Origin of the sequence: Kitasatospora sp. NPDC093806 (assembly GCF_040683335.1) — a bacterium.
Lineage (GTDB): Bacteria > Actinomycetota > Actinomycetes > Streptomycetales > Streptomycetaceae > Kitasatospora.
The window spans coordinates 106,496-127,753 of sequence record NZ_JBFBDO010000008.1; the positions used below are offsets into that span (position 1 = coordinate 106,496).

Annotated in this window: 17 protein-coding genes and 1 riboswitch; of the genes, 13 read left to right on the forward strand and 4 right to left on the reverse strand. The window is 75.6% G+C overall.

The window, feature by feature from the left end:
• The first annotated feature begins 701 nt into the window (after positions 1-701).
• Both AB0N76_RS07720 and AB0N76_RS07725 read left to right on the forward strand, forming a co-directional pair.
• Positions 702-2,321, forward strand: a complete 1,620-nt coding sequence (locus tag AB0N76_RS07720) for an ABC transporter ATP-binding protein (RefSeq protein ID WP_363554249.1) — start codon at positions 702-704, stop codon at positions 2,319-2,321.
• A gap of 138 nt (positions 2,322-2,459) precedes the next feature.
• The gene (locus AB0N76_RS07725) at positions 2,460-2,627 is read left to right on the forward strand and encodes a hypothetical protein (RefSeq protein WP_363554251.1); all 168 of its coding nucleotides are present in this window, start codon (positions 2,460-2,462) and stop codon (positions 2,625-2,627) included.
• A 130-nt stretch (positions 2,628-2,757) separates the two neighbouring features.
• Here the strand turns inward: AB0N76_RS07725 and AB0N76_RS07730 are convergent, their stop codons facing one another.
• Positions 2,758-3,864, reverse strand: a complete 1,107-nt coding sequence (locus tag AB0N76_RS07730) for an alcohol dehydrogenase catalytic domain-containing protein (protein WP_363554253.1) — start codon at positions 3,862-3,864, stop codon at positions 2,758-2,760.
• A gap of 329 nt (positions 3,865-4,193) precedes the next feature.
• Here AB0N76_RS07730 and AB0N76_RS07735 point away from each other — a divergent pair, with 329 nt between their 5' ends.
• The 5 genes from AB0N76_RS07735 (at position 4,194) to AB0N76_RS07755 (ending at position 10,466) form a co-directional block, all read left to right on the forward strand.
• Positions 4,194-5,411, forward strand: coding sequence for a M48 family metalloprotease (locus AB0N76_RS07735; RefSeq protein ID WP_363554255.1), 1,218 nt, complete (start codon positions 4,194-4,196; stop codon positions 5,409-5,411).
• 365 nt (positions 5,412-5,776) lie between these two features.
• Positions 5,777-6,430 carry a class I SAM-dependent methyltransferase gene (locus AB0N76_RS07740; protein WP_363554257.1) on the forward strand — a complete coding sequence of 218 codons (654 nt, stop codon included), beginning with the start codon at positions 5,777-5,779 and terminating at the stop codon, positions 6,428-6,430.
• A 298-nt stretch (positions 6,431-6,728) separates the two neighbouring features.
• A complete protein-coding gene (locus AB0N76_RS07745; RefSeq protein ID WP_363554259.1) occupies positions 6,729-8,042 on the forward strand; it encodes a hypothetical protein in 1,314 nt (437 codons plus the stop codon).
• A gap of 7 nt (positions 8,043-8,049) precedes the next feature.
• Positions 8,050-9,198 carry an N-acetylmuramoyl-L-alanine amidase gene (locus tag AB0N76_RS07750; protein WP_363554261.1) on the forward strand — a complete coding sequence of 383 codons (1,149 nt, stop codon included), beginning with the start codon at positions 8,050-8,052 and terminating at the stop codon, positions 9,196-9,198.
• 275 nt (positions 9,199-9,473) lie between these two features.
• Positions 9,474-10,466: a hypothetical protein gene (locus tag AB0N76_RS07755; protein WP_363554263.1), complete on the forward strand. Its 993-nt coding sequence runs from the start codon at positions 9,474-9,476 to the stop codon at positions 10,464-10,466.
• A gap of 157 nt (positions 10,467-10,623) precedes the next feature.
• Here AB0N76_RS07755 and AB0N76_RS07760 read toward each other — a convergent pair whose 3' ends face one another.
• The 3 genes from AB0N76_RS07760 to AB0N76_RS07770 form a co-directional block, all read right to left on the reverse strand.
• The gene (locus AB0N76_RS07760; RefSeq protein ID WP_363554265.1) at positions 10,624-11,706 is read right to left on the reverse strand and encodes a prenyltransferase; all 1,083 of its coding nucleotides are present in this window, start codon (positions 11,704-11,706) and stop codon (positions 10,624-10,626) included.
• Positions 11,703-12,467, reverse strand: a complete 765-nt coding sequence (locus AB0N76_RS07765) for a class I SAM-dependent methyltransferase (RefSeq protein WP_363554267.1) — start codon at positions 12,465-12,467, stop codon at positions 11,703-11,705. Before AB0N76_RS07765 ends, AB0N76_RS07760 begins: the two co-directional genes overlap by 4 nt.
• A 102-nt stretch (positions 12,468-12,569) precedes the next feature.
• On the reverse strand, positions 12,570-13,880 hold the full coding sequence (locus AB0N76_RS07770) for a glycosyltransferase family 4 protein (RefSeq protein WP_363554269.1): 1,311 nt from the start codon (positions 13,878-13,880) through the stop codon (positions 12,570-12,572).
• 464 nt (positions 13,881-14,344) lie between these two features.
• Between AB0N76_RS07770 and AB0N76_RS07775 the strand changes: the two genes are divergently transcribed.
• From AB0N76_RS07775 to AB0N76_RS07800, 6 genes are all read left to right on the forward strand, one after another.
• A complete protein-coding gene (locus tag AB0N76_RS07775) occupies positions 14,345-14,920 on the forward strand; it encodes a TetR family transcriptional regulator (RefSeq protein ID WP_363554309.1) in 576 nt (191 codons plus the stop codon).
• Between the two features lie 116 nt (positions 14,921-15,036).
• Positions 15,037-15,115, forward strand: a riboswitch (cobalamin riboswitch).
• A 107-nt stretch (positions 15,116-15,222) separates the two neighbouring features.
• Positions 15,223-16,563, forward strand: a complete 1,341-nt coding sequence (locus AB0N76_RS07780) for a prenyltransferase/squalene oxidase repeat-containing protein (protein ID WP_363554271.1) — start codon at positions 15,223-15,225, stop codon at positions 16,561-16,563.
• A 98-nt stretch (positions 16,564-16,661) separates the two neighbouring features.
• Entirely contained in the window at positions 16,662-17,354 is a 693-nt protein-coding gene (locus AB0N76_RS07785; protein ID WP_363554311.1) for an SCO2322 family protein, read from the forward strand.
• 192 nt (positions 17,355-17,546) lie between these two features.
• Positions 17,547-18,728: a CbiQ family ECF transporter T component gene (locus AB0N76_RS07790; RefSeq protein WP_363554273.1), complete on the forward strand. Its 1,182-nt coding sequence runs from the start codon at positions 17,547-17,549 to the stop codon at positions 18,726-18,728.
• A complete protein-coding gene (locus AB0N76_RS07795; RefSeq protein WP_363554275.1) occupies positions 18,725-20,344 on the forward strand; it encodes an ATP-binding cassette domain-containing protein in 1,620 nt (539 codons plus the stop codon). The genes AB0N76_RS07790 and AB0N76_RS07795 overlap by 4 nt, the downstream gene beginning before the upstream one ends.
• Positions 20,341-21,234 carry an ECF transporter S component gene (locus AB0N76_RS07800; protein ID WP_363554277.1) on the forward strand — a complete coding sequence of 298 codons (894 nt, stop codon included), beginning with the start codon at positions 20,341-20,343 and terminating at the stop codon, positions 21,232-21,234. Before AB0N76_RS07795 ends, AB0N76_RS07800 begins: the two co-directional genes overlap by 4 nt.
• The last annotated feature ends 24 nt before the right edge of the window (positions 21,235-21,258 follow it).

A 21,258-nucleotide genomic window follows, 5' to 3' on the forward strand; every position in this document is an offset into this window, starting at 1 on the left:
CCTGGAGTGCTGTGCTGCCGTTCTCGCTGGCACCGCTTTCAAAGCGGCAGCCCGCTGATGGGCCGCCACAGTGCCGTGCCTGGTGACGTCGCTCTGGGTGCCGATACCAGCCGCACAGGAAGTCGACCGGGCCGACTTCCTATCCCGAGGCTTGCTGCCGCAGCTGTGCCCCGTCGCACCTTCCTGCGCGAGAGGTCGGCTGGATCGACTTCCTATGCCGCACCGTTTCCTCGACTGGGAGCTGCCCGTGGGCTTGGTGTGGTGTGCGACCGCCGTCTCCGAAGTGGTCGCTGGCTGATGGGACGACACGGCGCCGTCGCCCCGGGTGCCGATACCGGCCACGTAGGAAGTCGACCGGTCCGACTTCCTGTGCCGCTCCGCTCGCTCGGTTGGGGGCTTTTCGTGGGTGTGGGTGCCGTCTTCGGCGTGGTGGCCGGCTGATGGGGCGCCATAGTGCTGTGTCCGGGGCCACCGCGCCGGGTGCCGATACCAGCCGCATAGGAAGTCGGCCGGGTCGACTTCCTGTACCGGGCCGCTTGCCCGGTTGGGGGTTGCTCGGGGGACGGCTGGCTGTCACTCGGGGGGCGCTTCTGCGGCTGCTCGGGTGGTCGGGTGTCGAGGCGTTGCCGGCGCTGCTGTCCGGGTTGCTGGTGTCGGCCGCCGTGGATCAGGGGTTCCTCGCCGGGCGGCCGGGGGTGGGGGTGGCTTGGCTTGCCGGGTTCGGGGCGGCCGCCGGGGTGCGGGCGTACGCGGCGCGGGCCGGGTTTCCCCATCTCGCCGCCGTGGTCGAGCCGTTGCGGGACGCCCTGGTGGAGCGGGTGGTCCGGAGTGCGCTCGCCCGGCCGTACGGCGATCCGGCGGATGTCGCCCGGCTCACCGAACAGGTCGAGTCGGTGAGGCAGTTGACCGCGACCCTGCTGCGGACACTGCGCGGGGTCGGGGTCACGCTGGTCGCCGCGCTGCTGGGCCTGGCCGTGCTCGCGCCGGTCGCGCTGCCGCTCGTCCTGCTGCCGCTGTCGGCGGCGGGCCTGCTGTTCGTCCGGTTGCTGCGGCCGCTGGTGGCGCGGCGGCGGGCGGTCGTCCTGGCCGAGGAGCGGCTGGCGGCCGAGGCGGGCCGCGTCCTGCACGGGCTACGCGACGTCCAGGCCACCGGGGCGCAGCGGCGGACGGCGGAGTCGCTGGCCGGGGCCGCCGAGGAGAGTGCCGACGCGGCGCGGGCGCTGGGCCGGGCGGCGGCGCTGCGTTCCCTGGTGGTCGCGCTCGGCGGGCGGTTGCCCGTCCTGGCCGTGCTCGCCGCGGCTCCGTGGCTGCTGGACGGGGGCGGGCTGACGGCGGGCGAACTGCTCGGCACGGCCACCTATCTGGTGCAGCAACTCGACCCGGCGGTGCGGACGTTGGCGGGCACGGTGGGCGGCTGGCTGCTGAACCTCTCGGTGGTCCTGGACCGGCTGGCGACCGCCACCGATGCGGTCACCGTCGACGCAAGGGATGCCGCCACCGTCGGCGACGGCACCGGCGCCCTGCGGGTCAGCGGCCTCGGTTACGCCCACGGACCGTACGCCGAACCACTGTTCACCGGCTTGGAGTTGGACCTTTCCGCCGGACCGGGTGGGCACCTGGCCGTGGTCGGGCCCAGCGGCACCGGGAAGTCGACGTTCGGCGCGCTGCTGGCGGGCCTGCTCGCCCCGTCCGCCGGTGCGGTGACGGTCGGGGGTGTCCATCCACACACCCTCCCCGGACCCGAACGCGCCCGCCTGGTGGCCCTGCTGCCGCAGGAGGCGTACGTCTTCCCGGGCACCGTCCGCGCCAACCTCGCCTGGCTCACGGACGGTGAACCATCGAACGAGCAACTCTCCGCCACCGCCGACCTGTTGGGAGCCGGATCGCTGCTCGAACGGCTCGGCGGGCCGGACGCCGAGCTGCGTGACCCGGACGCACTGTCGGCCGGCGAGCGCCAACTGCTCGCCCTGGTGAGGACCTACCTCTCCCCCGCACCCGTCGTCGTCCTCGACGAGGCGACCTGCCATCTGGACGCCGCCGCCGAGGAACGGGTCGAGCGGGCCTTCGCCGAACGACCCGGGACGCTCGTCGTCGTGGCGCACCGGATCGGTTCCGCGCTGCGGGCCGACCGCGTGCTGCTGCTGGACGGCGGTCGCGGCCTGCTCGCCCGGCACGGGGACCTCCAGGTGCTGTCGCCGCTGTACCGCGAACTGGTCGGCCACTGGCTGGGTTCGGGGCACCCGCCGACCGGTCGTACGGGCACGGGGCCGGGAGCGGGCGGACCGTTCGGGGCCGTGCCGCCCCCGGGGCGACCGTCGTGATTCCCGATAGGCCCCCGCCCGCTCCGGCGGTTAAGGTGGCCGGGGCACGGGCCGAGATCACCGGCTGCGCCCCCGACCGCGCCCACGCCGCCGGCCGGGCGCCGAACCACCTGCACCCTCGCACGGAAGACGATTCTGATGTCCGACACCCTCACCGACACCACCGGACCCGCGGTCAACGGGACCGACGCCGACGAGACCACGGCCGAGGACACCGCGTCGCACGGCCGTCACCGCGGCCACTCCGCCGCCGACGACGCCCCCGAGGTCGACCCGCACGGCCGACACCGCGCCGCCGGCCGCTGACGCACCGGGACCGACCACGCTCGGGAACCGAGCACGCGCGAACGCGCCCGTCAGGGCCCGCCGGCACCGTCCGGCGGGCCCTGCGCCGTTCCCTGCACCGTTCTGTGCGTCTGCCGAGAGCGGCCCGGGCTCAGTCCAGCGTGACGACCGTGCGCAGCGCCTCGCCGCTGCGCATCTGCGCGAGCGCCTCGTTGACGTCCGCGAGCCCGACCCGGTGCGTGATCATCCCCGCCAGGTCGATCCGCCCGGCCCGCCACAGCTCCACCACCAGCGCGACCGTGCGCGGCAGCGGCGCGCCGCCGTACAGCGAGGGCAGCAGCCGCTTCTCGTTGAAGAACAACTCGCCCATGGTGAAGGTCGCGAGGTCGTCCTGCGCCCCCGCGCCGATCACCACCACCGCGCCGCCGCGCCGCGTCGCGTCGTACCCGGCCCGGACGGTGGCCGAGCGGCCGACCGCCTCGAAGACGTAGTCGAAGCCGCCGCCCGGCAGGCTCTTCGCGAACGCCTTGAGCTCCTCGGGGGCGAGCGCCTCGGTCGCGCCGAAGGCCGCCGCCCGCTCCCGGCGGGAGGCCACCGGGTCGACCACCGTGATCCGTCCCGCGCCGCAGACCCGGGCGCCCTGGACCGCCGCAATGCCGACCCCGCCGGCGCCGAGCACCGCGACCGACGCGCCCGGCTCGACCCGGGCGGTGTGGACGGCCGCGCCGATGCCGGTGGTCACGCCGCAGCCGATCAGCGCGGCCAGTTCGTACGGGAGGTCGGCCGGCACCGGGACGACCGCGGTCCGGTCGACCACGGCCTCCTCGGCGAAGGCGCCGGTGCCGTAGAAGCCGGACGCCTCGCCGACCTCGCCCGCCTCGCCCGCCGCGTCCGACCCGCCGTACCGGAACCCGGGGGCGCCGAGCCGCCGCAGGCTGGCCACGCACAGGTGGGACCGGCCGCGCTCGCAGTGGGCGCAGCGGCCGCAGGGTGCCATCCAGCAGAGCAGTACGCGGTCGCCGACGGCGAGGTCCGTCACCCCCTCGCCGACCTCGACGACGTCCCCGGCGCCCTCGTGGCCGGGGACGAACGGCGCGGGCTGGGGCAGGATCCCGTCCATCGCCGAGAGGTCGGAGTGACAGAGGCTGGCGGCCCGCAGCCTGACCCTCACCTTTCCCGGGCCGAAGCCCACCGCCTCGACGTCGTCGCGGACGTCGAGGGTGCTCTGACCGGTCTTGTGCAGGATGGCTGCGCGCATGAGGCTGCTCCCGGGTCCTTCGCGGATCGGTGGTCGGGCCGATTCTGGCACGGCGCGCCCGGGCGGAGTAGAACACGTTCCAGTCGGCGTGGGCCGCTCCGCGGGCCCGGTCCTGATCCCCGTTCAGACCTTCCCCGGCCGCCGCCGGACTGGCATGATCGTCCGCCGTGCCGAACCCCGCCGCGCCCATACCCGCGCCGCCCGTTTCCCCCGCGCCAACCGCGCCGTCCGCGACCGCGGCCCGTCCGTCGGGCTGCCCGCAGTGCTCCGGGCCGCTCGACCCCGACCCCCGGTTCACCCCGTGGTGCCCCGCGTGCGAGTGGAACCTCGTGCCCGCGGAGGAGGCCGCCGAGGACGCCGCCAAGGACGCCAAGACCCTCGCCCGGGAGCAGGCGGCCGCCGAACGGACCGAGCGGCTGTTCCAGGAGGTCGCCGACGGCCGGGCCGACACCACCCGCCGGGACTGGCTGGCCGCGTCCGCGCTCGCCCTCCCGATCCACCTGGTCACCGTCGCGCTGGCCGGCTCGGGGATCTGGCTGCTCGTCACCGGCAACACCCCGCTGCGCTGCCTGGGCGCCGTCGTCCTGGCCGCCGCCTTCCTGCTCCGCCCCCGGCTGGACCGGCCGCCGACCGGGACCGGCGTGCTGAAGCGCACCGACGCCCCCGCGCTGTACGGGCTGGCCGACCGGGTCGCCGCCGAACTCGGGGCGCCGCCGGTCGGGGTGATCGCGGTCGAGCAGGACTTCAACGCGAGCATGTCGGTGGTCGGCGTGCGCCGGACGTCCGTGCTCACCCTGGGCCTGCCGCTCTGGGAGGCGCTCGACGAACAGCAGCGGATCGCCCTGCTCGGTCACGAACTCGCCCACCGGATCAACGGCGACCACCGGCACGGCCTCTGGCTCGGTTCGGCGAGCGGGGCGCTGGTGCGGTGGTACGACTTCGTCCGGCCCCGGCAGCGGCACTCGGAGGGGATCGGCCTGGTCGCGCTGATCTTCCTGATCGGGGACTACCTCAGCGAGGCGTTCCTCGGCGTCGTCCGCTGGCTGCTGAACCGGGTGCACCTGCTGCTCGAACGGCTCACCGCGCAGGCCGGGCAGCAGGCGGAGTACCGCGCCGACGAGTTCGGGGCGCGGGTCGCGTCCACCGAGGCCGCGTGCGGGCTGCTGGCCACGCTGCTGCTCGGGCCGGCCACGAGGACGGTGACCATGCGGCTGCGGGCCGAGATCAACTCGCGGCCCCGGTCCGGGGGCGGGCGCGCGCGGCGCGACTCCGCGCCGGGGCCGGACGTCGACCTGCTCTGGCAGCAGCTGCGCGAGCACCTGGCCGCGATCGGGCCCCTGGAGCGCGAGCGGCTGCTCCGCCGCTCGCGGCGGGACGGGCACGCCGTGGACCGCACCCACCCGCCGACCCACCTGCGGCTCGCGCTGCTCGAACGGCGCCCGGCCGTTGCGGCGGCGGTCACCAGCACGGCCACCGAGTCCGCCGCCATCGCCGCCGAGCTCGCCTCGCACCGCGCGCGGATCGCCCGCACGCTGCTCGCGGGCTGACCGGCGGGGTTCCGGCCGGGTGACCGGCGGGGTTCCGGCGAGGTGACCAGCCGCCGCCGATCGGCGGCGGCTGGTCACCAGTGGGGAAAAATATGTCGACCGGTCTACTTATTTGACGTCGAATATGTAGACCGGTCCACTTATGTAGACCGGTCTACATAATTCTGCTCTCTAGACCGGTCTACATATTCGGTCCGGGAGGGGCCGCAGGGACAGCAGGGGGAACGGCAGGGGAACGGCAGGGGAACGGCAGCGGCAGCAGGCCGGGAGAGCGGCGGGGGGCTTGGGGTGGGGCGGCGGTCTACCGTCGAGTAGGGTCCGACGGCGAGCAGGAACACTGGACCACCCCGCCGAGGAGCAGCACCATGTCCGACCTCCTGGAGACCACGCGCCCGCAGCCCGAGGTGCTGGCCGCGTTCGAGGGCGCGACCGGGTTCATGCCCGTCGACGAGGGCCTCGCGCTGTACGCCGCCGCCGTGACCGCCGCCCGGCGGACCGGCCGCCCCGTCCTGGAGATCGGCACCTACTGCGGCCGCTCCGCGATCCTGCTGGCCGCCGCCGCCCGGGAGACCGGCACCGTCGCCCTGACCGTCGACCACCACCGCGGTTCCGAGGAGCAGCAGCCCGGCTGGGAGTACCACGACCCGACCCTGGTCGACCCGGAGGTGGGCCGGATGGACACCCTCCCCCGGTTCCGCCGCACCCTGCACGCGGCCGGCCTGGAGGACCACGTGGTCGCCCTGGTCGGCCGCTCGCCGCAGATCGCGGCCCTGTGGGGCGGCCCGCTCGCCCTGGTCTTCATCGACGGCGGCCACACCGACGAGCACGCCACCGGCGACTACGAGGGCTGGGTGCCGCACCTGGCGCCCGAGGGCCTGCTGGTGGTCCACGACGTCTTCCCGGACCCGGCCGACGGCGGTCAGGCGCCGTACCGGGTGTACCTGCGGGCCTTGGCGGAGGGGTTCGAGGAGGTCTCGGTGACGGGTTCGCTGCGGGTCCTGCGCCGAACCGCCGTCTGAGCCGCACCGCCGCCTGAGCCGCACCGCCGCCCGCGCCGCGGCGGCTCCTGTCGCCGCACCCCCGCCCGACCCCCACACGCGCCCGCGGGCGTGTCCGGAATCGGCTGACCCACCCCACGGGCGATCACGGATGCTCTAACGTCGTGCCGGGGCTGTCGGGCGGGGGCGCGAACGGTACGGTGTCCGCGCGGTCGCGGTCGCGGGCACGGGTGCCCGCGCCTGCGGCACGGCCGCGCGGCGACGGCCGCGCGACAGCACCAGCGCAAGAGCATCCGGGCAGACCGTGGGGGCCAGCACGATGACCGACCAGCAGAACACCGCTCCGGCGGTCTGGGACCCCACCGCCCGCGGCGGTGCGGGCGGCTGGGTGCGCGGTCCCCAACAGCCCGCCGCCCCGGCCCCCGGCCCCGGCCCCGTCGCGGGTCAGCAGCCGGCCCCGCCCCAGTCGCAGCCGCCGGCCGGGCCGCCGCCCGGTCACGACGCCCCGACCGCCCTCATCCCGCAGCCGGTCCCCCCGCAGCCCGCCGCCCCCCAGCCGCTGCCGCCGCAGGGCGCGCCGACGTACCCGCAGGCGTCCCCGGCTTCTCCGGCGGCCCCGACCGCCCCGGCGTTCCCGCAGGTCACCCCCGTCCCGCCGCCGTACGACCCGCCCTACGGCCCGCCCCAGCCCCAGCAGTCCGCGCACCCGTACCAACCCGGCTACGGCGCCGCCGCCCCGTACCCGCCGCACCCGCAGCCGCAGTCCGGCGGCCACCCGCAGCAGGACCACTCCCCGCAGGACTACTCGCAGCCCGGCGGCTACGCCCCGCACGACTACCCCCAGTACCCCCAGCACGACTACCCGTCCAACTACGTCCAGGACGACGACGAGGACGGCGCCGGCAGCAAGCGCGCCCCGCTGCTGATCGCCTTCGCCCTGCTCTTCGTGCTGGCGCTGGGCGGCGGCATCCTGTGGGCGGTCAAGGACAAGGGTTCCTCGACCGACCAGGCCGGCCCGGCCCCGTCCGCCACCGCCGGTTCCGCCGCCCCGTCCGGGAACCCGCAGCCCGCCCCGGCGCCCACCGGTTCGGCGGGTGCCCCGACGCCCGCCGCGAGCGACACCGCGGCGGCGAGCCCGAGCGCGACCCCCAGTCCGACCGCCGGCGGCGGCCCCAACGCGCAGACCCAGGCCAAGGCCTTGGACGACCTGCTCACCCAGGGCGAGAGCGCCAAGGCCCCGATCGGCAACGCGGTCGCCAAGGTGAACAGCTGCCCGGCCAAGACCGACATCGACTCCTCCGCCCAGGTCTTCGACAACGGCGCCAAGCAGCGCGACCAACTCCTCACCAAGCTCGGCGGGTTGACCGTCACCGACGTGCCCGGCGGGGCGGACGCGGTGGCCTCGCTGAAGTCCGCCTGGCAGCTGTCCGCCGACATCGACCGCGCGTACGCGGCCTGGGCCCGGGCGGTCTCCGCCCAGGGCTGCTCGGGCAGCGCCCCGAACACCGCCGACAAGAAGCGCGCCGACGAGCTCAACCCGCAGGCCACCCAGGCGAAGAAGGACTTCGTCGCGAAGTGGAAGACGATCGCCGACCAGTTCGGCCTCACCCCCCGCACCCAGGACCGGATCTGAACCACCCGTGACACGCACCACCCCCCACCCCCACCAGGCCCAGCCCACCGGCCCCACTGGCCCCACCGACCCCGCGGCCCCCACCGCACCGGTCGCACCCGCCGGTCAGGCCGAGCCGACCGGCCCGCACCGCCGATCCGCCCTGCTGCGCACCGTCACCGTGGTCGGCGTGCTCGCCCCGCTCGGCCTGGCCGGCTGGCTGGGCTGGCAGGCGGTCGGCAGCCCCGACCGGGGCGCGCCCGCCACCCCGCCGCCCGCCGCCGCACCAGCCGCCACGGCCGCGGCCCAGCTCCCGACCCCGGGCACGGCCGCCACCACCGCCGCCCCCGGGCCGGCCACCACTCCGACCACCGGACCGGGCACGACCACCGGACCGGGCACGACCACCGGACCGGGCACAGCCACCGGACCGGGCGCGACCGCCACCCCGGAGACGACCGCCACCCCGGGCGCGACCGCCGTACCCGGCCCCGTCGGTCCCACCGCGCTGACCGGCCGCACCGTCCTCCTCGACCCCGGCCACAACCCCGGCAACACCACCCACACCACCGAGATCAACCGCCAGGTCGACATCGGCAACGCCCGCAAGGAGTGCGACACCACCGGCACCGCCACCAACGCCGGCTACACCGAGGCCGAGTACTCCCTCGACGTGGTCCGCCGGGCCCGCGCGATCCTCGCCGCCCGGGGCGCCACGGTGGTGCTGGTCCACGACGGCGACCGCCCGTGGGGGCCGTGCATCGACGAGCGCGCCCGGGCCGGCGCCGCGGCCCACGCCGACGTCGCGCTCTCCGTGCACGCGGACGGCGGGCCGGCGAACGGCACCGGCTTCCACGTGATCACGCCCGCCAAGGTGGTCGCCGGCAAGGCGGACACCTCGGCGATCGTCGCGCCCTCGCACCGGCTCGCCCTGCTGCTGCGGGACGCGTTCCGCACCGCGACCGGCGAGCCGTACGCGGACTACACCGCCACCCAGGGCCTGGACACCCGTTCGGACCTCGGCGGACTCAACCTGTCGGCCGTGCCCAAGGTCTTCATCGAGTGCGGTAACATGCGCAACCCGACCGACGCCCGCCGGATGACGGACCCTCAGTGGCGCCAGCAGGCCGCGCAGGGGATCGCCGACGCGCTGACGTCGTTCCTGACCACCCGGTAGCCGACGTGGCCGGGGCCCTCCGACGAACCGGCGGGAAGGCCGTCGGGACGGTTGACGAATCGGCCGACGGGGCAGTGGACCAACGGGGCCGGAAGCGCGCAGTTTGCAACGACTTCGCCCTATTCCCGAGCCCGCTGTGCACCCGCGACGCGGTTGGCCCTAGGCTTCTGGTCCGTTCGGGGTTTTCCGGCCGGTCAGCCGACCGGCCAGGCACGGGTACGAGAACCGCCGACGCGAAAACCGCCGACCACGACACACCAACGAGGGGAACGTTAGTGAATCTGCGCGCTCTCACCAAGGGAGACGCCGCCGTCGCAGGTGCGGCCGTCCTGCTCTTCATCGCCTCCTTCCTGCCGTACTGGTCCGTCGAGTGCAAGGGCAAGTACTGCGGCGACACTTCGACGAACGCCTGGGACAGCGTCCTGTTCCCCGTGCTGCCCTCGGTCTTCCTGCTCGGCATCCTCGCCGCCGTCCTGATCCTGGTGCAGCGCTTCCAGGGCCCGGCGGCCGCGAACCGTCAGATCCTGGGCCTGCGCCTGGACCAGTGGGGCATCGCCTTCTCGGTGGCCGCGCTCTGGACCTCGCTGTGGGCGCTCGGCGGCGGCCTGGAGGGCATCGGCCACGGCTTCGGTGCCTGGCTCGCCGTCATCGCGCTGATCGTGCTGGCCGGTGCGGCCGCCGGCGGTCAGCTGATCCCGGTGCTCAAGACGCCGCTGGTCACCGACAAGCCGGCCGCGCCGGCGTACCCGGGCGGCGGCTACCCCGCCCCGGGCCAGCCGGGCCAGCCCGGTCAGCCGGGCCACTACGGCTACCCGGGCCCGGGGCAGGACCCGAGCCAGGCGCAGTCCCCGGCATTCGGCGGCCAGCCGGGCGGCTACGGCTACCCGTCCCCGCAGGCCGGCCAGCCCGGCCAGCCGGTCGCGGGCCAGCCGGGCCAGCCCGGTCAGCCGCAGGACGTCGCCGCCCAGCAGGCCGCGGCCGCCGCCGCGCAGGCCGCCGAGGCCGAGGCCGCCCGTCAGGCCGCCGCCCAGGCCGCCGCCGCCCAGCCGCAGCCGGCCCCGGCGGCCGACTTCGCGCCGTTCTGGTTCGCCGTCCCGGCGCCGCGTCAGCTGGCCCCGAAGGACAACCCGGCCGGCGCCGCGGTCGGCGAACTGGTCCCGGGCACCTGGTACCTGGCGGTCGAACAGCGCGGCACCGCGCTGGTGGCCCAGCTCCAGGACGGCACCCAGGGCGTGCTGGCCGACACCTCGGGCATCCAGCGCGGCTGACCGCCGCCGGAGCCCGACAGCGGGAACGACGAAGGGGCGGGACCGGATCTCTCCGGTCCCGCCCCTTCGTCATGCTCTCCCCGCCGGGACCTCCCGCCGGTTCGTAACGCCGTCCCCGCCGGAACGACCCACCGGGACCTCCGGCCAGGGACCGCGCTCAGCAGCAGTCCTGGACCACCAGCCCGGTCGGCAGGTGCTCGCCGCCGAACACCGACACCGTCGCCGGGTCGCCGCCGAGCGCCGCGACCGTCAGCAGCAGCGCGCCCGCCGTCCAGGTGGTGCGCTCCTCCGGCCAGATCGCGTCGTCCTCGAAGACGTACCCGGTCCAGTACGAGCCGTCGGTGTGCCGCAGGTGCTTCTGGATCCAGCGCAGGATGTCCACCGCGCGGTCGGACTCGCCGACCGCCCAGAGCGCCATGGCCAGTTCGGCGCTCTCGCCGCCGGTGACCCAGGGGCGGTCACTGACGCAGCGCACGCCGAGGCCGGGGACGACGAAGCGGTCCCAGTCCCGGGCGATCCGCTCCAGCGCGGCCGGGCCGCGCAGCGCGGTGCCGAGCACCGGGTAGTACCAGTCCATCGAGTAGCGGTCCTTGTCGAGGAACCGCTCGGGGTGGTGGGTGACGGCGTGCCCGAGCCGGCCGGCCGCGAGCTCCCAGTCGGGCTGCGGCTCCTCCAGGTAGTCGGCGACGGCCAGCCCGCAGCGGAGCGCGTGCAGGATGCTGGACGAACCGGTGAGCAGCGCCTCGTCGGTGGCCTCGCCGTGCTCGTCGACCCGCCAGGCGATCGGGCCGCCGGGCAGGCGCTGGGCGACGATGAAGTCGAGCGCGCGCCGGACGGTCGGCCAGATCCACTCCAGGAAGGTGTCGTCACCGGTGGAGAGGTGGTGGTGCCAGACGCCGACGGCGATGTAGGCGCAGAAGTTGGTCTCCTTGGCCGCGTTGCAGACGGCGCCGTCGGCGTGCTCGGGCCGGCCGTAGGAGTAGGCGGCGTACCAGGAGCCGTCCGGGTTCTGGCGGGCGGCCAGCCAGCGATAGGCGGCCTCGGCGGCGGCGTGCTCGCCGGCGGTGTCCAGCGCCATCGCCGCCTCGGTGTGGTCCCAGGGGTCGAGGTGGTGGCCGGTGAACCAGGGTATGGCGCCGTCGGGCTGCTGTTCGGCGAGGATGCTGCGGACGGTTCCGGCGGCCTGTTCGGCGTCGAGCACCCCGTCGAGCAGCAGGGCCTCGGGGACGGCGGCGGTCACTCGCCGGCCCGCCCTGCGTTGTCGCGCTGCGCCCCGGCCCGGTTCGGCTTGGACGCGTAGGCGACGAAGCTCTTGCCGATGACCGGGTTGAGCGCCCGTTCGGCGGCCTTGGTGAGGGTGCTGATCACCGGGGTGCCGACGATGTCCCAGACCAGCAGCTGGTGGTACGCCTTGACGGGCAGCGCCTTGTCGTTGTCGACGCCGACCGCGCACTTTATCCACCAGTACGGCGAGTGCAGCGCGTGCGCGTGGTGGGTGCCGTACGGCTTGAGGCCGGCGTCCTTGAGCTTGTCGAGCAGCTCGTCGCCGCGGTAGATCCGGATGTGGCCGCCCTCGACCTCGTGGTACTCGTCGGAGAGCGCCCAGCAGATCTTCTCGGGGAGCCAGCGCGGCACGGTGACGGCGAGCAGGCCGCCGGGCTTGAGGACCCGGAACATCTCGTTGAGCACGCCCTTGTCGTCCGGGATGTGCTCCATCACCTCGGAGATGATGATCTTGTCGAAGTAGTCGTCCTCGAACGGCAGGGCCAGCGCGTTGCCCTCCATCGCGACCGCCGACGCGCCCTCGGGGGCCTCGCCGGCCTGCTCCATGGCGGCGAACCACTTCCTGACCTCGGCGATCTCCTCGGCGTTCTGGTCGAGGGCGACCACGTTGGCGCCGCGCCGGTAGCACTCGAACGCGTGCCGTCCCCCGCCGCAGCCCAGGTCGAGCACCCGGTCGCCGGGGGCGAGCGGGAAGCGCGAGAAATCAACGGTCAGCACTGCGGACTCCCATTCCTTCGGTACCAAACGCTCCTGACGCCGAGTCAGACGGACCGCGAGGAGACGACAACAACCAGCAGGGCGAACTGGACTGACGGGCCGTCAGGCCACGTAGCGCCAGCCCGGTCCGGAGCGGGCCCGGCGCCCGACCCCGGTGGCGATCGCGGCCCGGTAGCCCTCGACGGTCAGCTCGGCGGCGCGTTCCCAGGTGAACCGGGCGAGCACCCGGTCGCGGCCCGCCGCACCGAGCGCGGCGCGCAGCTCCGGGTCGTCCAGCAGCCGGCCGAGCGCCGACGCGAGCGCGTCCGCGTCGCCCGGGGGCACCGCGAGGCAGGTCTCGCCGTCCGGTCCGGCCACCTCGGGGATCGCCCCGCCGGTGGTGGCGACCAGCGGCGTTCCGGTGGCCATCGCCTCGGCGGCGGGCAGCGAGAAGCCCTCGTACAGCGACGGCACGCAGGCGACCTCGGCGGAGCGGTAGAGGTCCACCAGCTCCCGGTCGGTCAGCCCGTGCCGGAACTCGATGTGCCGCTCCAGGCCGAAGCCGCGCACCGCCCGGGCGATCGGCCCGTCCTCCTTCTGCGGCTTGCCGACCACGACCAGGTGCGCGTCCCGTTCGGTGCGGACCTTGGCCAGCGCCTCGACCAGGTGCACCAGACCCTTCAGCGGCACGTCGGCGCTGGAGGTGGTGACGATCCGGCCGGGCACCCGGGCCACCGCGTCCGACGGGGACCAGAGCCGGGTGTCGGCGCCGATCGGCACCACGGTCACGGCCTGGGGCGCGGCGCCGAGGTGCTCGGCGATCTCGCGCTTCGAGGTGCCGGAGACGGTGATGATGTGGTCCAGCCGGGCGGCGACCCGGCGCTGCATCCGGGTGAACGCGTACCAGCGGCGCAGCGAGAGGCGCTTGAGCCGGGTGGTGGCCGCGTCCAGCTCGACCTGGCGGTCGACGGTGATCGGGTGGTGGATCGTGGTGACCAGCGGGAAGCCGTGCCGGGCCAGGCCGAGCAGGCCGTAGCCGAGGGTCTGGTTGTCGTGCACGACGTCGTAGCGGCCGCGGTGCGCGGCGAGGTACTGGCGGGCGCGCAGCGAGAAGGTCAGCGGCTCGGGGAAGCCGCCGGTGCGCATGGTCGCGTACTCCAGGACGTCCACCGGCCCGCGGTACTCCTCGCGCGCCGGAGTGCGGAAGGGGTCGTCGGCCCGGTAGAGGTCCAGGCTGGGCAGCTCGACCAGGCGGACCGAGCCGGGTCCCTCGACCTCGTCCAGGACGGGGTACGGCTGGGCGCCGATCACGTCCACGTGGTGGCCGAGGCGGGCCAGCTCACGGGAGAGGTGCCGTACGTACACGCCCTGGCCGCCGCAGAACGGGTCGCCGCGGTACGAGAGCAGGGCAATCCGCAGCGGCTGCGCGGTCATCGTCGGCCCTCATCTCTGCTGCTGTCTGTGCTGCCGGTCGGTAAAGTAGATCAGGTTTCAGTCTGGTGTGGAGTTCACCGCTGACCTTGTGAACAATGAGAGACCTCGAAGATACCGGCCCGTAGCTTCCGCTCAGGAGCCAGGGCTGGTGATTCACGCCACGCCCGGGCACCATGCCTGAGCACCGCACTCGTCCACCGCGCCCCGCCGTACTCCACCCGTCGCACCGGCACCAGCGCCGGCCCGCACCGGCACACACGAACACACACGAACACACACGAACACGCACCAGCACGCGCCAGCACCACCGGAGCAGCCCCGCCACTCTCGCGCCCCGGGAGCACCCCTTGCCGTCACCCGCCCTGTCCACCCCCGCGTCCGCCACGCCGCCGGCGTCTCCGGCGTCCCCGGGGTCTCCGGCGTCCCCGGGGTCTCCGTCGTCCCAGGCATCCCCGGGGTCCGGTCTGACCCCGCCGCTCACCGCCCGGCAGGCCGAACGGCGCCGGCGGATCCTGCGGACCGCGACCGCGCTGGCGGCCCGCGGCGGGTACGACGCGGTCCAGATGCGGGAGGTCGCGGAGGGTGCGCAGGTGGCGCTGGGCACGCTCTACCGGTACTTCCCCTCCAAGGTGCACCTGCTGGTCGCGGTCATGCTGGAGCAGTTGCACGGCCTCCAGGAACAGGTCCGCCGGCACCCGCCGACCGAACGCGAACCGGCGCCGCGGGTTGCCGAGACGCTCACCCGGGCGTTCCACGCGCTCCAGCGCGAACCGCTGCTCGCGGAGGCGATGGTCCGCGCCCTGTCCTTCGCCGACCGCTCGGTGAGCGCCGAGGTGGACCAGGTCTCGATCGCCACCGGCCAGCTGATCCTGGACGCGATCGGCCAGTCCGAACCGCCCACCGAGGCCCAGCGGGCCGCCGTCCGGGTCATCGAGCACACCTGGCACGCGGCCCTGGTCTCCTGGCTCTCCGGCCGCGCCTCGATCGCCGAGGTCCGCGCCGACCTGCACACCGCCGCCCGGCTGCTCACCCTCCCCTGAGCACGCCCGGCCCCGGCCCCTCGGACTGGAACGTGTTCTCACCCGCCGCGGTCCGGCCGACCCGGCGCGGCGGCTAAAGTCGACATGCAGGACAACTCCATCCCGCTTCTCCTCCGGGGAAAGCCGGTGCGAATCCGGCACTGACCCCGCAACCGTGAGCCCGACGCCACGCGCGCCGGGTGAGTCGGAGTGCCCGGGGAGAGGCGAGCGGCCCCGCCGGGCGGACCACCGCCGGGCACCGTCGAGGGCTACGGAACGGCCCGTCCGGGTCGACACCGCTCACGAAAGGCACACCTCCGATCATGCTGACCGCCGCCCGTCTGGGCGCCGCCGCCCTGACCGCCGCGCTGCTCACCGGCACCGCCGCCGCCCCGGCGTTCGCCGACACCCCCGCGCCCGGCTCCCCCGGGGCCACCGGCCCGACCGCGCCGGCCGCGACCCCCGACGGGTTGTACGGCAAGGGCGACCCGAGCTACGACGGGGTGTGGCGGCAGTCGCTCGCCCTGACCGCGCTCGCCGCCGCGAAGGCGACCCCGGCCGACTCCGCCGTCGGCTGGCTCACCGGCCAGCAGTGCGCGGACGGCGGCTGGCCCTCGTACCGGGCCGACGCCGCGACCGCCTGCGACGCCAAGCTGGAGGACAGCAACGCCACCGCCGTCGCCGTCCAGGCGCTGGTCGCGCTCGGCGGGCACCAGGACGCCGTCGACAAGGGCGTCCAGTGGCTGAAGGCCAACCAGAACGCGGACGGCAGCTGGGCCTTCAACCCCGACAACCCGGGTGACGCCGACTCCACCGGCCTCGCCGTCAACGCCCTCCTCGCCGCCAAGGTCGACCCGGCGGGCGTCGCCAAGGCCGGCAAGAACGCCTTCGACGGGCTCGCCGCCTTCCAGCTCGGCTGCGCCGCCCCCGCCGACCAGCGCGGCGCGTTCGTCTACCAGGCCGCTCAGCCGGGCGGCCCGGCCGCCGAGGCGAACGCCCTCGCCAGCGGCCAGGCCTCGCTCGCCGCGACCGGCGGCAAGCTGCCGGTGGCCAACACCAACCGCACCGACGCCGCGCCCAAAGCGCTGAGCTGCCCGGACGGGGCCGCCTCCGGCGCTACCGGCACCGCCCCGGTGGCTCGCGCCGACTCCGGCGAGGCGGTGGGCGCGTACCTCACCGCGCAGCTGGCCGCGAACGGGCAGCACCTGATGCTGACCATGCCCGGCGCCGCGCCCACCCCCGACTACACGGCGACCGCCTGGGCCGCGCTCGGCCTGATCCAGGGCGGGCACCCGCAGCAGGCCGCCGGGGCGGTCGACTGGCTGGCCAAGGAGGCCGGCACCTGGACCAAGGGCGGCACCGACGCCGCGGCCACCGCCACGCTGCTGCTGGTCGCCCAGGCCGCGCAGCGCGACCCGCGCGCCTTCGGCGGGGCCGACCTGGTCGGGCAGCTGACCGCGCTCGGTCCGGCGCCGAAGGCGGCCGCCGGTACGTCCGCCGGTGCCTCCGCCGGTGCCTCCGCCTCGCCGACCGCCTCGGCACCGGCGAAGAAGGACGAGGACGGCGGCATCGGCAAGTTCTGGCTGCTCGGCGTCGGCCTGCTGATCGGCATCGGCGGTGGCCTGCTGCTGAGCCTGCAGCGCAAGCGCGGCGCCAAGCTGTGACCGACCCCGGTCCGGAACCCGCCGCCGCCCGCCCCGCCGCCCACCTCGCCACCACCGACGTCTCCGACGTCTCCGACGACGAGGCGCGGCGGCGGGTGGTGCGGGCGGCCGTGCGGTTCCTCGCCGGGGTGATCACCGGGGTACTGATCCTGCTGGTGCTCGGGGCGGCCCCGGCGCAGGCCGCGGGGTACCGGTACTGGTCGTTCTGGCGCTGGACCGACGGGGGGTGGGCGTACCAGCAGCAGGGACCGGCGGTGCACGTCCCGGCGGACGGCGCGGTCGAGGGCTGGCGGTTCGCGGTCAGCCCGGACGGCGGGCGGGACGCCGCCCGGCCCGGCACCGCCGGGGACTTCGGGACCGTCTGCGCGGCCACGCCGGCGGAGGGCGGGCGCAAGCGGGTGGCCGTGGTGCTGGACTTCGGCGGCGCCGCCGACGCGCCCGGCGGCGAGACCCCGCCGGACCCGCGGACCGCGTGCGCCGTGGTGCCGGTGCGGGCGAGCTCGGCGGAGGTCCTGGCGACCGTCGCCCCGCCGCTGCGGTACGACGGCAACGGGCTGCTCTGCGCCATCGCCGGCTACCCGCGGGCGGGGTGCGGCGACCAGCTCGGCGCCGGTGCGCCCGCGGCGTCCTCCGGCTCGCCCGGCTCGTCCGGCGCTTCCGTTTCCGCCTCCTCCTCTGCGGCCGACCGCCGCCCGAACCTGGGCCCGGACCTCGGCCTGACCACCGGAGCCGCCCTGGTCGCCGTCATCGCCGCGGGCGCCGCCTGGCAGACGCGCCGCCGACGGCATTGACGGCGATGGAGACGCTCCGCAGGAATATGAAGACCGGTCTACTGATTCCGCGCTATGTAGACCGACCGACATATTCCGAATATGTAGACCGGTCCACATAAGTAGACCGGTCTACATAAAAACCCCGACCCCGACCCGCCCCTCCCCAACCCGCCCCTCACCACCCGGCCCCTCCCCACCCTGGACCCCACCGTGCCCACACCCCGCGCCGCCCGCCGTCGGCCCGCCGCCGGCCCCCGCCACCTGCACCCCGGGGCCTGGTGGCTGTGGGCGCTCGGCCTGGGCGCGGCCGCCACCCGCACCACCAACCCGCTGCTCCTGCTCCTCCTCGCCGCCGTCGCCGGCTACGTCGTCGCCGCCCGGCGCGGCGACGCGCCCTGGTCGCGCTCCTACGGCGCGTTCCTCCGCCTCGGCCTGTTCGTCCTCGGCATCCGCCTCGTGTTCGCCGTCCTGCTCGGCTCGCCGATCCCCGGCACGCACGTCCTGTTCACCCTCCCCGAGATCCCGCTGCCGGCCTGGGCGCAGGGGGTTCGGATCGGCGGCCGGGTCACCGTCGAGGGCCTGCTCGCCGCGCTGTACGACGGGCTGCGGCTGGCCACCCTGCTGGTCTGCGTCGGCGCCGCGAACGCCCTCGCCAGTCCGGCCCGCCTGCTGCGCACGCTCCCCGGCGCGCTCTACGAGGCGGGCGTGGCCGTCGTGGTGGCGATGACCTTCGCCCCGAACCTGGTGGCCGACGTCCAGCGGCTGCGCGCCGCCCGCCGCCTGCGCGGGCGCACCGACCGGGGCATCGCCGCCGTGCTCAGCGTCGGACTGCCCGTCCTGGAGGGCGCGCTGGAGCGTTCGGTCGCGCTGGCGGCCGCGATGGACACCCGCGGGTTCGGCCGCACCGCCGAGGTGCCGCGCCGGCTCGCCCGGCTGACCGCCGCACTCACCCTGACCGGGCTGCTCGGCATCTGCCTGGCCGCGTACGGGCTGTTGACGGCGGGCGGCGCGGGCTGGGCGGTGCCGGTCCTCCTGGTCGGCCTGGCCGCCGCCTGTGCCGGCCTCACCCTCGGCAGCCGACGCTCCGTCAGGACGCGCTACCGGCCCGATCCGTGGGCGCTCCCCGAGTGGCTCACCGCCGGTTCGGGGCTGGCCGTCGCCGCGTCGACGACCTGGCTCGCCGCGCTCGACCCGCTCGCGTTCGCGCCCACCGTCGTCCCGCCGACCGCACCCGAACTGCCGCTCGCCGCCGTCGCCGCCGCGCTGCTCGGCCTGGTCCCGGCGTTCGCCGCCCCGCCCCCGCCGCGCACCACCGCCACCGCCACCACTCCCCCAGCAGCGACAGCAGCGGCCACCGACCGCACCCCGACCGAGTCCCGGAGGACCTCGTGATCACCTTCGAGCAGGTCACCGTCCAGTACACCGACTCCGACGGCGCCGCCCCGGCGCTCAGCGGCGTCGACCTGACCATCCCCGAGGGTGAACTCTGCCTGCTGGTGGGCCCGTCGGGCTCGGGCAAGTCCACCCTGCTGGGCACGGTGAGCGGGCTCGTCCCGCACTTCACCGGCGGCGTGCTGCACGGCCGGGTCACCGTCGGCGGGCGCGACACCCGCGAGCACCGTCCGCGCGAACTCGCCGACCTGGTCGGCACGGTGGGCCAGAACCCGCTCGCGCACTTCGTCACCGACACGGTCGAGGACGAACTCGCCTACGGCATGGAGTCCTTGGGCCTGCCGCCGGACGTGATGCGGCGCCGCGTCGAGGAGACCCTCGACCTGCTGGGCCTGGCCGACCTGCGCCGGCGCGCCCTCACCTCGCTCTCCGGCGGCCAGCAGCAGCGGGTCGCCATCGGCTCGGTGCTCACCGTCCACCCGCGCGTGCTGGTCCTGGACGAGCCCACCTCCGCGCTCGACCCGGGCGCCGCCGAGGAGGTGCTGGCGGTGCTCCAGCGACTGGTCCACGACCTGGGCACCACCGTGCTGATGGCCGAGCACCGGCTGGAGCGCGTGGTCCAGTACGCCGACCAGGTCCTCCTGCTGACCCCGGGCGCGCCGCCGGTCCTCGGCGAGCCGGCCGAGGTGATGGCGCACTCGCCGGTCCACCCGCCGGTGGTTGGCCTCGGCCGGCTGGCGGGCTGGCGGCCGCTGCCGCTCACCGTCCGCGACGCCCGCCGCCGCGCCGCCGGCCTCCGCGCCCGCCTCGACGGCCACCAGCCCCCGCCCCCACCGTCCGGCACCACCGGGGAACGACTCGCCACCGCCTCCCGCCTGGTCGTCCGACGCGGCCCCGTCCCGGCCCTGCGCGGCGTCGAACTCACCCTGCACGCAGGCGAGATCACCGCCCTGATGGGCCGCAACGGCGCCGGCAAGTCCACCCTGCTCGGCACCCTGGTCGGCCTGCACGCCCCCGACTCCGGCAGCGTCACCGTCGGCGGCCGCACCCCGCACCGCACCCGGCCCGCCGAACTGATCCGCCACGTCGGCCTCGTCCCGCAGGACCCTCGCGACCTGCTGTACGGGGAGAGCGTCACCGCCGAGTGCGCGTCCGCCGACCGCGACGCGGGCGCCGCCCCCGGCACCTGCCGCGCACTGGTCGAACGCCTGCTGCCCGGCCTCGCCGACGGCGCCCACCCGCGCGACCTCTCCGAGGGCCAGCGCCTCACCCTCGCCCTGGCGGTGGTGCTCACCGCCCGCCCGCCGCTGCTCCTGCTCGACGAGCCGACCCGGGGGCTGGACTACGCCGCCAAGGCCCGGCTGGTCGAGATCCTGCGCAACCTCGCCGCGGCCGGCCACGCCGTCCTGCTCGCCACCCACGACGTCGAGCTGGCCGCCGAACTCGCCCACCGCACGGCCGTGCTGGCCGACGGCGAGATCGTCGCGGACGGGCCGACGCCCGACGTGGTGCTCGGTTCACCGGCGTTCGCGCCGCAGGTCGCCAAGATCCTCGCCCCCGGGCCCTGGCTCACCGTCCACCAGGTCGCCGACGCGCTCGCGGAGGCCACCGCATGACCGCCCCCGGCCCGCTCCCCCGCCCCGTCCCGCTCGGCCGCCGCTCGATCGGCGCCCTGGCCCTGGTCTCCCTGGTCGGCGTGGCCGCCTTCGGCTGGCCGCTGCTCGCCGCCACCGACTCCGCCCTGGTCGGCCACGCCACCGACGCCCCCTGGCTGTTCGCGCTGCTCCTCCCGCTGCTCCTCGCCGTCGTCGTCGCCCAGATCTCCGAGGGCCGCACGGCGGGCGGCGGCGCTCCCGGCCTGGACGCCAAGTCGGTCGCCCTGCTCGGCGTGCTCGCCGCCGCCGGGGCCGCGCTCCGCCCGCTCGGGGCGGGCACCGCCGGGCTGGAGCCGATGTTCTTCCTGATGGTGCTGGCCGGACGGGTGCTCGGGCCGGGCTTCGGCTTCGTGCTCGGCGCGCTGGCGATGTTCGCGTCCGCCCTGCTGACCGGCGGGGTCGGCCCGTGGCTGCCGTTCCAGATGCTCGCCATGGGCTGGGTGAGCCTGGGGGCGGGCCTGCTGCCCGGCCCGGCCCGGCTGCGCGGCCGCCGCGAGCTCGCGCTCCTCGCCGCCTACGGAGCGGCGGCCGCCCTGCTCTACGGCGTGATCATGAACCTCCAGGGCTGGCCCTACATCGCCGGCCTCGCGAGCTCGATCTCCTTCGTCCCCGGCGACCCGGTCGGCGACAACCTGGTCCGCTTCGCCGCCTACTGCCTGACCACCTCGCTCGGCTGGGACCTCCCCCGGGCCGCCCTCACCGTCGTCCTCTGCCTCACCCTCGGCACCCCCGTCCTGCGCGCGCTCCGCCGGGCCACCCGCCGCGCCGCCTTCGCCGCCCCGGTCGCCTTCCACCCGCCCGCTCCACCAAGCGGCGGCGCCCCGGACGCCGAACGCACCACTTCCGGGTGAACCACACCGGATCGGCCGTGACGG